Origin of the sequence: Oceanobacillus kimchii X50, assembly GCF_000340475.1 — a bacterium.
Taxonomy (GTDB): Bacteria; Bacillota; Bacilli; order Bacillales; family Amphibacillaceae; genus Oceanobacillus; species Oceanobacillus kimchii.
Genome location: NZ_CM001792.1, coordinates 3395737 through 3410573, shown reverse-complemented (window position 1 = coordinate 3410573; position 14837 = coordinate 3395737). Strand labels below are relative to the sequence as shown.

Annotated in this window: 15 protein-coding genes; 8 read left to right on the top strand and 7 right to left on the bottom strand. The window is 36.5% G+C overall.

Annotated features, from left to right (window positions below; all coding sequences use genetic code 11):
- Nucleotides 1–103 precede the first annotated feature (103 nt).
- From C794_RS17335 to C794_RS17315, 5 genes are read left to right on the top strand one after another with little or no spacing between them, the layout of a single operon-like run.
- Nucleotides 104–1213 (top strand): amidohydrolase/deacetylase family metallohydrolase, encoded by a 1110-nt coding sequence (locus C794_RS17335; protein ID WP_017798440.1) that lies wholly within the window; start codon nucleotides 104–106, stop codon nucleotides 1211–1213.
- Complete coding sequence (locus C794_RS17330; RefSeq protein WP_017798439.1) at nucleotides 1188–2267, top strand: DgaE family pyridoxal phosphate-dependent ammonia lyase; 1080 nt, start codon at nucleotides 1188–1190, stop codon at nucleotides 2265–2267. The genes C794_RS17335 and C794_RS17330 overlap by 26 nt, the downstream gene beginning before the upstream one ends.
- Nucleotides 2260–3009 carry a 2-dehydro-3-deoxy-phosphogluconate aldolase gene (gene dagF / locus C794_RS17325; protein ID WP_026133842.1) on the top strand — a complete coding sequence of 250 codons (750 nt, stop codon included), beginning with the start codon at nucleotides 2260–2262 and terminating at the stop codon, nucleotides 3007–3009. Before C794_RS17330 ends, dagF begins: the two co-directional genes overlap by 8 nt.
- A complete protein-coding gene (locus tag C794_RS17320) occupies nucleotides 2999–4012 on the top strand; it encodes a sugar kinase (protein ID WP_017798437.1) in 1014 nt (337 codons plus the stop codon). The genes dagF and C794_RS17320 overlap by 11 nt, the downstream gene beginning before the upstream one ends.
- Before the next feature lie 7 nt (nucleotides 4013–4019).
- Nucleotides 4020–4727 carry a GntR family transcriptional regulator gene (locus C794_RS17315; protein WP_017798436.1) on the top strand — a complete coding sequence of 236 codons (708 nt, stop codon included), beginning with the start codon at nucleotides 4020–4022 and terminating at the stop codon, nucleotides 4725–4727.
- A gap of 296 nt (nucleotides 4728–5023) precedes the next feature.
- On the opposite strand, the gene C794_RS17310 is transcribed toward C794_RS17315, so the two are convergent.
- On the bottom strand, nucleotides 5024–6502 hold the full coding sequence (locus C794_RS17310; RefSeq protein ID WP_017798435.1) for a PH domain-containing protein: 1479 nt from the start codon (nucleotides 6500–6502) through the stop codon (nucleotides 5024–5026).
- Nucleotides 6502–7005, bottom strand: coding sequence for a PH domain-containing protein (locus C794_RS17305; protein ID WP_017798434.1), 504 nt, complete (start codon nucleotides 7003–7005; stop codon nucleotides 6502–6504). Before C794_RS17305 ends, C794_RS17310 begins: the two co-directional genes overlap by 1 nt.
- Before the next feature lie 189 nt (nucleotides 7006–7194).
- Between C794_RS17305 and C794_RS17300 the strand changes: the two genes are divergently transcribed.
- Nucleotides 7195–8328, top strand: a complete 1134-nt coding sequence (locus C794_RS17300; protein WP_026133841.1) for a zinc-dependent alcohol dehydrogenase — start codon at nucleotides 7195–7197, stop codon at nucleotides 8326–8328.
- Between the two features lie 93 nt (nucleotides 8329–8421).
- On the opposite strand, the gene C794_RS17295 is transcribed toward C794_RS17300, so the two are convergent.
- Complete coding sequence (locus tag C794_RS17295) at nucleotides 8422–9090, bottom strand: spore coat protein (protein WP_017798432.1); 669 nt, start codon at nucleotides 9088–9090, stop codon at nucleotides 8422–8424.
- Nucleotides 9091–9229: 139 nt separating this feature from the next.
- Here C794_RS17295 and C794_RS17290 point away from each other — a divergent pair, with 139 nt between their 5' ends.
- On the top strand, nucleotides 9230–10171 hold the full coding sequence (locus tag C794_RS17290) for an arginine deiminase family protein (protein WP_017798431.1): 942 nt from the start codon (nucleotides 9230–9232) through the stop codon (nucleotides 10169–10171).
- Nucleotides 10172–10209: 38 nt separating this feature from the next.
- Here the strand turns inward: C794_RS17290 and C794_RS17285 are convergent, their stop codons facing one another.
- The 4 genes from C794_RS17285 to C794_RS17270 all read right to left on the bottom strand — a co-directional run bounded on the left by C794_RS17285 (nucleotide 10210) and on the right by C794_RS17270 (nucleotide 13789).
- Nucleotides 10210–10956: a YqcI/YcgG family protein gene (locus C794_RS17285; RefSeq protein WP_017798430.1), complete on the bottom strand. Its 747-nt coding sequence runs from the start codon at nucleotides 10954–10956 to the stop codon at nucleotides 10210–10212.
- Nucleotides 10957–11010: 54 nt separating this feature from the next.
- On the bottom strand, nucleotides 11011–11649 hold the full coding sequence (locus tag C794_RS17280; protein WP_017798429.1) for a LysE family translocator: 639 nt from the start codon (nucleotides 11647–11649) through the stop codon (nucleotides 11011–11013).
- Between the two features lie 198 nt (nucleotides 11650–11847).
- Nucleotides 11848–12432: a class D sortase gene (locus C794_RS17275; protein WP_017798428.1), complete on the bottom strand. Its 585-nt coding sequence runs from the start codon at nucleotides 12430–12432 to the stop codon at nucleotides 11848–11850.
- Nucleotides 12422–13789 carry a processed acidic surface protein gene (locus C794_RS17270; RefSeq protein WP_017798427.1) on the bottom strand — a complete coding sequence of 456 codons (1368 nt, stop codon included), beginning with the start codon at nucleotides 13787–13789 and terminating at the stop codon, nucleotides 12422–12424. Before C794_RS17270 ends, C794_RS17275 begins: the two co-directional genes overlap by 11 nt.
- 325 nt (nucleotides 13790–14114) lie before the next feature.
- On the opposite strand from C794_RS17270, the gene C794_RS17265 reads away from it, so the two are divergent.
- Nucleotides 14115–14837 carry a GntR family transcriptional regulator gene (locus tag C794_RS17265; RefSeq protein ID WP_039819846.1) on the top strand — a complete coding sequence of 241 codons (723 nt, stop codon included), beginning with the start codon at nucleotides 14115–14117 and terminating at the stop codon, nucleotides 14835–14837.

Below are 14837 nucleotides of genomic sequence, written 5' to 3'. Positions count from 1 at the left end.
CTTCATTCCGTGTGGGGTTACTGCCTGTTACATGCAAGATAGATAAAATATTTTGGGGGAAGTATCAATTAGCTGCAGCGCTATTCGAGAAGGAGTATATACCATGGTACAAATTGTAAAGAATGCAACGCTAGTAAATGGAGCAACCGTAGATATAGTAATTGATAATCAGCGAATTGTAGAAGTAGCAGAAACGACTACAGTTCAAGGTGATGTAATTTTTGATGCAGCTGGTATGTATGTTTCCCCAGGTTGGATTGACCTTCATACACATGCATTTCCAAAATATAAACCGTATTGTGCGATACCAGATCAAATTGGCTACAAAACAGGTGTAACCACGATTGTAGATGCTGGTAGCAGCGGTGCAGATAACGTTGATGAATTCTACCAAATTGCACAAGCGGCAAAAACGAGAGTCTTCGCTTTTTTAAATATATCCCGAATTGGACTGATGCGTCAGGATGAACTTTCAGATTTAGGTAATCTATCATTTGACGCGATTCAGCAAACAGTGGAGAAATATCCGCAATTTATAGTTGGATTAAAAGCCCGAATGAGTGCAAGTGTTGTTTGTGGGAATGGCATACAACCGTTGATTATAGCTGAGACTTTTCGTAATAAATTAGCACTGCCATTAATGGTGCATGTCGGTACAGCTCCGCCTGAATTAAGCAAAGTATTAAGTTATATGAAAAAAGGAGATATTCTAACGCACTGTTATCATGAAAAAGAAAATAATCATATTTTTAGAGAAGATGGATCTGTAGAGCCCTCATTATTAGATGCTATTGATAGAGGGGTGTATTTAGATGTTGGTCATGGAAGCTCGAGCTTTTCGTTTAGAATTGCACAAAAAGCGAAACAACAAGGAGTCTACTTTGATAGTTTAGGAACCGATATTTATCAAAACAATCAAAAGAATGGACCTGTCTATAATATGGAAACAACATTAAGTAAATTTTTAGCGTTAGGATATAGTTTAGAAGAGGTCATCGAAGCGGTTACGATAAAACCAGCAAAAATATTAAGTAAACCGGAATTAGGAAGCTTACAACCTGGATCGATTGCAGACTTAACTTTTTTCACAGTAAAAGAAACATCAAAAAAATTAACGGATTCATTCGGTGCGAGTATTCATGGAGATTCACTTATTAATGCTGAAGCAGTCATCATAGGAGGGAATTATGTTGAACTTGAAAAAAGTGATTAATGCAAGTGGAAGAATGAGTATATTGGGTGTGTCTACGATGTCTGATTATGTGCTCGAAGGCATTGCTAGAGGAGGAAGACACTATTTTAAAATGGAAGAACTAGTGCAGGAATCCGGACAACAAGTAGCGAAGTATGTACATACAGAACATGCGTTAATTACAAATTCTGCATCCGCAGCGATATCCCTTGCAGTAGCAGGGGTTATATCAAAAGATGATCGCTACCTTGTTGAGCACTTATATGAAGATGCTTTTCTTCAACGAGAAATATTAATTATGAAGGGGCATCAAGTAGATTATGGAGCTCCGGTAGATGTGATGATACATGTAGGCGGTGGAAAACCTAAAGGGATAGGGTATGCGAACGGCTGTCGCATCGATCAAATCGACCAGTCAGTATCGGAGAATACAGCAGCAATTCTCTTTGTACAATCCCATCATTGTGTGCAAAAAAATATGCCTTCGTTACAAGAGGTAAGTGAATGGGCACGTCAAAAAAATCTTCCACTTATAGTTGATGCAGCGGCAGAAGAAGATATTACTGGATATGGAGAGCTCGCAGACCTTGTAATCTTTAGTGGTTCCAAAGCGATTCAAGGTCCTACATCTGGCATATTAGCTGGGAAAACTGAACTTATAAAGTATGCAACTCTCCACATGAAAGGAATCGGGAGAGCAATGAAAGTAGGGAAAGAAGCTATCTTCGGACTGTTGCATGCATTAGAACAATTTGTCACCGAAAAAACGGATGTATCGCACCAATTAGCAGATTTAGATAAACTAAAGCAACTGAACGAATGGAGCGGAATCAAGATAACTATTGAGGCTGATGAAGCGGGAAGAGAAATTTACCGTGGGAGAGTACATATTGGTGCAGAAGCCCCTTTGGATGCTTCAACATTAGTAAATCAATTAAAAGACGGAATTCCTGCTATTTACACAAGGGATTACCACGCAAATGAAGGACATTTTGATATTGACCCTCGACCATTATTGCCAGGAGATATGGATATTATTGTACAAAAAATTTCTAACCTAATAGGAGGTGGATGAGATGGCTCATAACTTTTATAACGGTCGAATTTGTTTAAATGTATTATCTGCCGATATAACAAATGCTAAGGAAATCTATGAAGCAACCGATGGTCATGTACTCATTGGGTTATTATCTAGCAATTATAATAGTGTACATGAAGCGTTAGAAGATATAAAAGTATATGATAAAGAACTAGATGGAGCCATTTCACTCGGCTTAGGTGGAGGGAACCCAGAGCAATGGAAGATGGTTGCAGATATTAGTCGTGAATACCAACCGAGGCATATTAATCAAGTTTTCCCAAAAGTAGGATATACAAGAGCTACTGTAAACCATTCCCAAACGATGATTAATAGCCTTGTAAAACCTACGGGGCGACCAGGTTTTGTCGATATTGCTACAGGTCCAACGAATAAAGATCCAATCATTGTGGAAGTGGAAGCAGCGATCCAGTTATCAAAAGAAATGGGCGGGAATTCACTGAAGTTTTTTCCGATGGGCGGAACGAGTCGTTTAGAAGAGTATGAAGCAGTAGCTGAGGCTTGTGCTAGAGAAGGCTTTTATTTAGAGCCAACAGGGGGTATAGATGTACAAAATAGTTCGCAGATTATGGAGATTGCCCTCCGAGCAGGTGTGAAGAAAGTTATTCCACATGTCTATTCTTCTATTATTGATGCGTCTACCGGTCGTACGAAGTTAGAGGATGTACAGTCTATCTATCATTTTGTAAAACAATTAGGAGATCAGTATGGCGAATAAAGTGAAGGCATTTGGAGAGGTAATGATGCGACTACATGTTCCAGGTAACAAGAAGTTGGAGCAAACTCGCGCATTAGATATGTCTTTTTCAGGTACAGGAGTGAATGTGCTTACTGCTTTAGGAAAATTTGGCAACCAAACGAGCCTCATAACAACATTGCCTGATAATAATATTGGAGAAGCAGCTTTATCGTATTTGCAATCGTTAAGAGTTGGAGTGCAAGACATTCGTCGAGATGGCGACCATATCGGGATGTTCTTTTTAGAAGATGGTTTCGACTTGCGTCCATCCGTAGTCACATATACCAACAGAGAAATCAGTGCTTTTCACCAAGCAGTAGCATCGGATTATCAGATGGAACGTATATTACTAGATACAGATATGGTTCACTTTTGCGGCATCGGATTAGCAGTGTCTGAGAATGCTAGAAATACGATGTTTTCTATCGCAGAAAAAGCAAAGGAACGTGGAATTTTAGTAGTATTTGATTGTAATTTCCGGCCGAAACTTTGGAAAAATAATATCCAACGAGCGAGAAATGATTATCAACAAATGTTGCAGTTAAGTGATGTATGTTTTATGACGGAAAAAGATGCTATACACGTTTTAGGCTACGCTACGGATGAGGTAGAGCGAAAGTCACAAATCCAAAACCTTATACCAAAAGTAGCAGAGAAATATGGAATTCAAACAATAGCCGGTACAATAAGAGAGCAATTACAAGATAATAAGCATGAGATAGAAGGATTTTTATATACAAATGCGAATTTTTATTTCTCTAAACGTTATGTGTTTCGAATTTTCGATCGTATTGGTGGAGGCGATGGATTTGCGAGTGGTATAATGCATGGATTACGTCAACAATTCTCGAAAGAAGATACCATTCAATTTGCCATGGCTGCCGGAATTTTAGCGCATACAACGTATGGTGATTCGCCAATTTCATCTGATAAAGAAGTATGGGCTTTAGTAAGTAATCATGATCCCGATATAGAAAGGTAGATCAATCATGAAATTAAATTTAAGGGAAGGTTCTTTATATATTCAAGTGAAAGACATCTTGAAAGAAAGAATTATTAATGGACAATATAAGGTCAATGCTCTGATTCCGTCTGAACCAGAATTGGAGAGGGAGTTTGAAGTAAGCAAAATAACGATTCGTAAAGCAGTAGAACAGCTTGCTCAAGAAGGCTATGTAGAGAAAAGAAGTGGTATCGGCACAACGGTTTTGGCGAATCAGGTGGTTTCCAAATTATCGAAAGGACAACGTTTTTCTGAATATTTAATTGGAGAAGGTCATCAATTACGTAAGAAGTTTATTGATTTAACAGTTGTTGAAGAACTTTCGGAGCCGCTACATCAATTAAACAGTAAGGAAGTCTATTGTATTGAACGCCTATATATACTAAATGGTAAACCATATATTCACTTTCGTCATTATATATCTGCACATATTGCACTTCCAAAAGACCCGGAAGTGTTTGTTAATTCCCTTTATGATATGTTATATCAGCAAGGGGTTCGATTTTATCGGTTTAAAGATGAATTCGGTGTATCTGTTCCTGAGCAAAATGTTGCCGAACTGCTGGAAGTAGAGAAACAACCGTTATTACAACGTGAACGTTATTCATATGATAGTAGAGACCGGCTTGTGGAGTATTCGTTTGCATATTATAATACTGAGCTTCATAAATATATCGTTAATTTTAATATGTAAATCAATTTCATAATAAGATATTTTATGTGAAATCCGAATGTTAGCTGTTTTGATGTTCATTAAAGACGGACGCTTTTCCGCAGGCACGGCTTTAGCTAACTTGAAAAGAAGAACACTTTTCAATTGTATCTTCAGCTCGTGCTATTCCTGCTGGAGTCGCCGTCTTCCATTACAATCAAAGCCAAGTTATTGATATAACCCATACATTATTATATAAATATTACTAAAATGTTCGTTTTTTAAATTAAACCTAACACTTATGTGAAAATCTTTCGAACCTATTTTTATGAAGTCTACTACTGTTTATACCAATGATAGGCTTCTTTTGCCATTGGTGCAGGAATGTCAGCAAGGGTCTTCACATACACAGGTTTACCGCGATTGCTTGTTTTAAGAGTAATTAACCCAAGGCGACGTTGAATGATATTTTCTTCCACGGAAAACTCAATCGCTTTATGACGCTGGGTAACTAACGTAGTGATTTCCCAACCACCAGTTTGTAATTGAATAAATGATCCATTAATCGTAAATTTAGCAAATCGATAATCGAGATAACGTCCCATGATGGTTAAAATAAGCAAAACAATAGATGTCCACCACCACTGTGGGAAGAAATATAGAATAACTCCTGTGGCGATAATCCATATCCATGGAATATGGAGCATTCTTGCCACAAGCGATGAAGTTGGCATTCGTTCCATTTCTGTCGTAATTTCAAAACCTGGCAGTAATTCTTCTACTAAAGAGAGCGCTCTTTTGGTAGGTAGGAATGGATATAGAGAATTAACTGGGTCCCCAGAAAGCTCCATTTCACCAGCGCTAATTAATTTTACGCTTGTTACTCCTAATAGGCGTTTTAATATCGATTGGCGCATTTCAATGGCTTGAACGTTCTTTTTTCGGATGGAGAAATGCTTCTCACTAAGCACACCTTGAGAAATATAAATTCGCTCTTCATCGGAAGCAATCTCATACTTCCCATACTTTAAAAATGTTTGTATAACGCCAAAAGCAATAGACGCTAAGATAAGTAGTGTGATCGCAATGACAAGTACCATCCACGAGTTAGATATGAACTGGTAACCGTCTTCGAGATAAGTACTGATATCATAAACACTATCAATCTGTTGGAAAATCGATAACAAAATGGGAACTAATACAATGTAACTTGCTGATAGTATTGATGCTTTTAATACATCTTTGCGTGTCGGTGTAAAGTGAATTCTTCGTTCAGAATGTTTTTGCTCTGATTTAATGTTGCGTTCATTCTCGGTTTGTGATGTCTCTGTTAATGCTTGATCTTTTTCAACTTGTTCTATCTTATGATCGGTTCTTCGGTATCGGTCGATAATACTTTCTATTTTCTCTGCATCTGCTAAATGGAGAGCAGGGAAGGTGAATGAAGCATCATCACCTCCTGAACCAGTCTCAAGCACTAAAGAGGTTACATGCAAAAAGCGAAAGTAAAAGGGGGTATTCGTCTTTACATTTTGGACTCGATCAAAAGGTAAATACCGTTGTTTAATTACAAATGCACCTTGTCGGATAACAATCGATTTTTCTTTTACTTCATATGAAGTTCGGAACCACCTTACGATAGCGGTTATAATAAGTAATATAAAGATTGTAATTAGAAGGTATCTGCCGATCACTACCCAGGTTGATGTTGATCCTATATTAATTACAAAAAAGATTAGTATTAAAAAGAATAGATCTTTAATCGAACGTAAAATGGATGAAGCAATCATTAATGGATGCATGCGTTTTGATTGCATCATTCCTCTCCTTCCTCATTATTAATATTTGCCAATTCAGCGATTTGGTCTCGTATCGCTCGAGCTGTACCTTCTGGAATAGCTGGAATTTCATGTGTAGAAGCCATCGTTCCGATAGATAAGGTATGTAAATTATATTTACGCAGTAGCGGTCCCTGTTTCAAACCGACATACTGAATTTTTGTCATAGGAATGACGATATGAACAAGCTTCCATCGACCATGTTTAAATTGTACAAAGTCCTCATCTACTTGATAGCGCCAATATTTCTGCAGCAAATAAGGTTCTAAATAGATGGACCAGATAATATCAAGTATACTAAGCGCAATTAGCCCCCATAATACATATGCTATCCAGTCATACCAAGAAAAATATGTATGTGCGATTAATAGTGCAATTAATATAATAAATGCTACTGATAAAATAATACTGTTCATCGTACGCCAAACAAATATAGCTTTTTCAGATATTCTCTCTGTTGGTTCTTCTATTTGATTGTGCATTTTCAATCTCCTTTCTAAATTATCCCCTTGTAACAGGCAGTAATATCCCACTAAATGATGTTTCACTTTATTCATACGATATACTTTAGCAATAAGTTTCACATTCTCTCGTCTATTATAGCTGAATAAACCAAAATAGAAAGTGGATACTAAACCTAATTAAATAAGTACTGAGGTGTATTGATAATGATGAGAGCTGTAACTTATCAAGGTCCAAAAAAGATAGAGATCAAGCAGGTAACTGCACCGACAATTGAAAAGCCCGATGATATCATTGTAAAAATTACATCAACGGCAATATGTGGGTCAGACCTTCATTTATATCAAGGTCATTTCCCATTGCCAAAGGGATATATTATTGGGCATGAACCAATGGGAATAGTTGAAGAAGTAGGTGCAGAGGTTACGAAAGTGAAAAAAGGCGATCGCGTAGTAATTCCATTTAATGTTTCATGTGGCCACTGCCATTATTGTCATCATGAAATGGAAAGTCAATGTGATCATTCTAATCCTCATTATGATTCTGGTGGCTATTTTGGCTATTCAGAGAAATTTGGGAATTATCCAGGTGGGCAAGCCGAATATTTACGTGTGCCATTTGGTAATTTCACTCCTTTTTTAGTCCCTGAGTCATGTGAATTAGAAGATGAATCCCTCTTATTTCTTTCTGATGTTTTACCTACTGCGTATTGGAGTGTGAGAAATGCAGGAGTCAAACAAGGAGATACGGTAATAGTGCTAGGAAGCGGTCCAGTTGGGTTAATGACTCAAAAATTTGCTTGGATGGAGGGTGCTGAACGAGTTATTGCGATAGATCATTTGGACTACCGTTTGAAACATGCGAAAGAGAAAAACAAAGTTGAAACATTTCAATTTACCAGGTTCCCGGATATGGGAGAGCACTTAAAAGAAATCACGAAAGGCGGGGCTGATGTCGTAATTGATTGTGTTGGGATGGATGGGAAAAAGTCCCCTGTCGAATATGTGGAACAAAAACTCAAACTTCAAGGCGGTACGCTTGGCCCAATACAGATAGCTACGAAAGCCATACGTAAATTTGGTACGGTTCATCTTACGGGCGTGTATGGAGGAAATTACAATGCATTCCCATTGGGTGCTTTTTGGGTGAGGAATATCCAAATAAAAATGGGTCAAGCGCCAGTTATTCATCTAATGCCGGAGCTATATAAGAAGGTTAGCGATCAAGAGTTGGACCCAACAGAAATCATTACACAAAGACTGCCCTTAAAAGAAGCAGCTCAGGCATATCAAGTATTTAATGATCATGAAGATGACTGTATTAAAGTAGTCTTGAGACCATAATTAATAAAAGTACCCGGTATAATGATAATCATATAGCTAGAGATAAAGTTACGGTGCTTTATGAAAGACCTTCTACAGGGTACTTTATTTAATTTAGTGTAGCGGGTTATTCGGCGTTTGTTGTACAGTTGTATAGCTATTTAACATATTGATCATATCTTCCTCTGCTAATTGAGGAACCTGATAATATGCGTGTTTATTTTGATATAAGAAAATCTCGTAGCTAAGTTCAATAAAATTCGGTACTGTATCAGCGATTACTCTACGTAATACTGGGTTGGTCATCTCCACTGCTGTCATAGCGAGCAAGGATGTTAATGATTTAGCATTTCCAAGCATATAGGCAGAGATGCCTTGATCCGATAATTCACTGGTCGAAGCATTCGGTTTCTTAGGTTTACCAGCTTGAATACCATAAACAATATTATTGGATTGTTGCATTTTGTATTCTTGTGTGGGTACTTTAGGATCATGACCTGTTTGAAAAGATTCAACAATCGTATTATAGGTTTTCGTTACAAATGTTGTTTGACGTTGCAAAATATCCTTTAGTGCAGGGTCTTGGATATGTTGTTCATACATTTGATATTGGTCAAGCATGCTAATGATACCAGCAATGACTTCATGGGCATCAAATAACTCATGACCGCCGTGATTTAAACTTTGCCCAGGTTTTGTCATCCCAGCTTGATTAGATGGCTGTTTCATTTGATTTGGTTGATGATTTCCTAAATTTCCTTGCCCTTGATTCATTGGTTGCATAGATATTCCTCCTTAATATGAATGTCACATCGTTTTTACTTTCCCCAAAATTTTATTTTTCATGAATGGTTCATCGTACATATTCTTTTTTAGGGATGGTTACGCTAAGGGCATCTTATTTATTAAAGGAAGATCAACAATGAAGCCTATACACCCAGTAAGTTACTCCGAGCATGAGGAATTAAAAGCTGTTATCCTTTGCCGTCCAGCAGAAGTATCCATTTCCGAGCCAAAAGTATTGGATGAAGTACGTTGGAGCGGTGCTGTACATGTAAAAAAAGCAGTTGAAGAATTTGAGATTATGAAGCAGGCTTTGGAAGTAGCTGGGGTCGAAGTTATTGAGTATAGCTCGTATTTATCGGAGAATGACCAAGCATTAAGTAAACAATTAATTCATCGCGTTTTTGTGCGTGATTTAGCTTGTGTATTTGGAACAACCATGATTCCAGGTGAAGCAGGTACATTTATGAGAAAACCAGAGTATATGCAATCACATATATTATTTCAAGATTGGTTCCCAGACTCGTTTCAAATAAGAGAAAACAACGAATTAAAAGCATTAGAGTTTGGAGATGTTATGGTCTTAAATAAAAATGCTGTACTTATCAATGCAGGGATGAGAACAAGTTTAGATAGTGTAGACCAAATAAAACAAACTATCTTTTCTAGTGGTTTTTCAGAAATTGCTGTGATTAATTTACCAAGAAACTCCGATACGATGCATTTAGATATGAATGGGAATGTCGCTGGAAAAGATGTGTTTATTGCCAAGGCATTCATGCGACATTTTCCCGTACATGTATCGATGGAAGCAAACACGCGGTATGAGATGTTGGAGACGTTCCTGAAGCGGCATGGTTTTGATATACATTGGCTACACCAGTATGATTCATTGCCAGATATTAATTATCTTAATCTCAACCCTGAGACAATATTAATTAGCAAAGCGGCACATACACAACGATTAAAACAACATTCACAAGTAGACAAGTTAAATTTTATCGAAGTTGAAGTTTCCGAGTTAGAAAAAGCCGGAGGCGGAATTCGTTGTATGACACTTCCACTTGTGCGTAAGGGATAGGTTTCTTTGTAAGTTAGGATTGAGAAAGAATTGGCGTATTATTTCATCTTCGTAAGGTTGGATATCCTTTGTTTAAAACGGGTAAATGGACATTTACTTAAGCTATGGTCATCTTCACCAATGAAGTACTGTTTCCATTCGTGATTATCGGTGTTTCCATACCATTTTAATTCAGGGTGAACCGATGTAGAATCGAATGCTTGTAAACGTTGGCGGATGACCTTTTTCATTTTCCGACCATATGCAGTGGAAGCATTCAGTTCATCAAAAACAAAACGAGGTTGAAAAGCAAGCATCATATAGGGGAAATATCTACTTTTTCGCAACTGATGAACAGGAGTTGCACAAAAAACGAAATAGGGTTCTCCGCCGAAGCAAAACTCCCATTCATGATGTTCTGGATTATCCGGTATATTTACTGGCCAATCAGATGTATCGTAGTTCGTTACATCAGACAACAAATCCCAAAATAAATCTTGATAATTCTCCATCGTTGCCTGTGTCTCATCCATATGGAGAAACATAACAAGAGAAGTATATTGCCCGATAGCTTTAGAAATATCTCCATATTCTTTTAGTGATGATGCCAACATCTTCGTATCGTCAACATCATCAAGAAAGCCAAATCGTAACCTATTCTTCTTTAATCCTTGTCGTGCAGGTACACAAGGATAGTCGTTTTTTTCACCAATCATGAATTGAAAATATTGGTAAGCATCTTGTTTCCAAGGAGAAAGTAACTCCCAATGTCGTTCTATTTGTACATTATCAAAAAGTATGCTCATGTAAATCCTCCTCCTAAAGATAGCTTATTAGGAGAAGGTCATTTAGGTGCATGCCTAAAACAGTATATATTGAATGGCTCTAAATGCCTCATATCCGAAAAATATTCCAAAACCGATAAGCACGATACCTGCAATGATAGAAATCCAATAAAGAGCTTTACTGTGAAAGAATTTCCGAAAGCTTGTCGCTACACTTGCCATAAAAATATCCCACAAGATAATACCGAGAAAAATACCAGAACTGTATATGAGTAATTGACTATTAGTTGAAGTTTCAGTGGTTTTAGCTAACACGGAACCATAAATCCCAAGCCAAAAAATAATACTTATTGGATTAGAAATGGCTATGATAAATCCCGTTCCAAATGAGTTGAATTTTGATGTGGATTCAACGTTGGATGTGTTACTCAGCGTAGATTTGGCTTTTGTTAAAGATTCAATCCCAATATAAAGTAAAATAAAACATCCAAATACCCAAAGAAATGTTTTTATAAACGGTGTCGTTAGGAAGGGAGCCACACCAAAATAAATTAGTAACATAAAAATCACATCTGCAAACATTCCACCAACTCCAACGAGCCAGGAATGAAAAAAACCTTGATGAATACCTTTATCTAATTGTGCTGCATTTATCGGTCCAATCGGAATAGATAGAGAAAGACCTAATATTACATAGCTAAAGAACGTCTGCATAAGTGATGCCTCCAATGCCTAATTTTCTTTGTTTTATATCTATTCTATTCTATCTAACAGCTTGTACAACTAAAAATTTCAATAAAAAACGCGTAGAAGCTATGATTGTTTCTACACTTTTGGATAGTATATATTTTTTTAAAAGGAAGGCACTACGACTTTTTTATTGGGGGTCTAAAGCTCCAACTTTTTCAAATGTTACTCTACTAAATAAGCTTCTAATATATATCTTTCAGGTGCAGATCCGATGAAATTAAACGGATAACATGTACTCAAAGTTAATGTTGCTCGTGCTTTAGGAACAATAACCGTACGATCATCCTCGTCAACAATTCGAATTTTTCGGACTTTATACGTAAAAGTATCGGTATCAGTGGTTACAATAAGGCTATCACCTATTTCCACTTCTCCCAATCGTCGAAAGACAGTATCTCTATGACCAGATAATACAGAATTATCTTTTTCCCCAGGAAGCACACTATTAGCAAAATGTCCTATTCCCTTTTCTAATTCATTTTCATCCGTGCCATGAAAGATAGGAATGATCGCATCTATTCGTTCAATTGTTAATGACCCAATTTCTTCTCCAATCTTCGGGGGTTTCTGTTTTGTCTGTTCTTCAACCATTTTCTTTTCAATATCACGATTATCAATAAGTGTATGTTCATTTGTTGAACCAAGTTCATAGCCATTCACAAATAAGTTACTATTGTTCAAAAAAACCCATGCTCCACCAGTAATAAAGATTAATCCGATAATAGTAAGTATACGTTTATTTTTCACTTGTTACTTTCCTTGCTCGAATGAAAATAAGTGTTCCAATGAGTAATGTAGCAATTCCAAACAGACTATTTGCTACATAGCTCGAAGCGGTTTCTGGTAATTTTGCTCCTTTAACAGTGGAAGTAGTTGCTTCGGATTCAACTTTTTTCTGTACAGGCTCGAATGTTTGTTTTGATTCCGTTTGTTTCGTTTTAATCGCGCCACCTGTGCCATTAATTGTTTCAGAGCTTACCATTTCTCCAGTAATAATTAGATCTGCTAAAAACGTTCCTTGCAGGTTATAAATGCTAATCTTTAAATCGGCATTTACTAGTTCTGTCATAGACATTAATGCATTTAGCGATAGTGGCTCTTCTATCCCATCTTTTATTAAGCTAAACTCAATATCAAACTCAAATATAGAAACAAATTCATGATAGATAGAAACAAGTTCAGCAATTTGAGATGCGGTAAGCTCGGTTGCAGTATCGAACTCTTCAAATGCCATCATTCTATCTGCTAAGTTCCATATACGTTCAATTGTTTCATCACTAGCGTTTTCAAGGATATTCCCAATGTGCTCTTCTAATCGCAGTAATTCTTCATCCGTTAAATCATAGGTCTTCATTAAATAATCGAAATCAATACTATATTCATCGTCCCATTCGATAAATTCATATAAGTCGATTCCTAGATCATCTAAATACACATAATCATTGATATCTAAACCATTATCTTTCATTAATTGTAAAACGTCGTTTTTACTCATATCGAAATAGGCACTTAAGTTACTCAAGTCTTTTTTAATTACTTCTGCTAAGAAATCAGAAAGACGTTCTATGGTTTTAAACTCTTCAAGTGTGGTTTCATATAGAGAGAGTGAATGCTCAATGTGCTCTCTGGTAACCGTAAATCCACGAATGGCACTCACTTCTTTTAAATATATTTCCAGGTTCTCATCAAAGTAGGGATCTCTTTCTATCTTTTCTTCGATATAGAAGTCGACAGCCGATTCTAAATCATAAATAAAAATATAATCATCAAGTGATTCACCAAATTCATTAAGTAATGCTTCAAGGGAATCACTATCTAATTCATAGTATTCATAGATTAAATCTAAATTACTTCCATCCCTATTAATCACTTCTCCCAAGAATTGCTCTAACTCATTGATCGTTTCAAACTCTTGTAAATTCGCATCATAAATAGCTAGATTATACTCCAAATCCTCAATGGTTACCGTAAAACCTCTTTGTTGACTAATTTGAGATGCAAACCTTTCTAACTCTTTTTCTGTAATACTTGTCTGAGCACTGATCGTACTCGGTAAAACGGCAGAAAATAAAATAATACAAAAAATAAATGCCGATTTTTTCATCTTTTCTCCTCTTTTCAGTAAAATGACAAGCTCAATGAGAAAATTATATCCTGAGCCTTGTAAACTAGCAATCTGTTTTTTGGTAATATATGCATATACCGTCCGACATAGTGTGACAAAAGCATCAATTTTTGTATTTAATGTAGAGAATCTATAAGGAAATATGGGGAAGAATAGAATAAATAGGCAAGATAAAATTTTAACCAACCAATAAAAAATAGAATTTTCCCACTTTAAAATCATCCAATTCAAGCGTTTACAAACAAAATTACAGGTGTTAGTATACTTGTATACAAGTATTCATCATGTCGAGGACGGTGAATTTATGAAAGCCTTTTATCCGAGGAAACAAATCATAAATAGTTCTAAGGGTGAGCAGGTCGTTGCCGAATTAAGAATGCGTATCATTTCTCGAGCGATTGAACCTGAAACCGTTTTATCTGAGAATCAATTAGCGAAAGAATTTCAAGTCAGCCGATCTCCAATTAGAGAGGCACTAAAAGTACTTAGCAGTGAAAATATCGTTCGCCCTGAGCGAATGGGAGCAGTAGTAATTGGTATCTCAGAGAAAGATATAGAAGAAATATATGATGTGAGGCTCATGATGGAATCGTTTACTTTTCAACGATTGTTAGATATGGACAATGCATCCTTGATTAATGATCTTGAAAAAGTGGTCGAAATGATGAAGATAGCTATTAAGTATAAAGATGTCGATCAATTTTCGTTCTTAGATATGGAATTTCATGAAACGATTATCCGGTCGATTAATCATCACTATATCGCTATGCTTTGGACTAATTTGAAGCCAGTCATGGAATGCTTGATTCTCTTATCGATGCGTTATCGCATGCAAGAGGATGAAAATGACTTTGAACGAATTATTGAAAATCATCGATTAATTGTAGAATCGATAAAAAATAAAGATGCAGACTTGGTGAATAATGCTTTTTATAAAAACTTTAATGATGTCCAAAATCGTGTAGAAAGTATTTGGAGTGACGATGAACGAATGAAGATTGTGAGGGAGAGCATTGAATCAAAATAA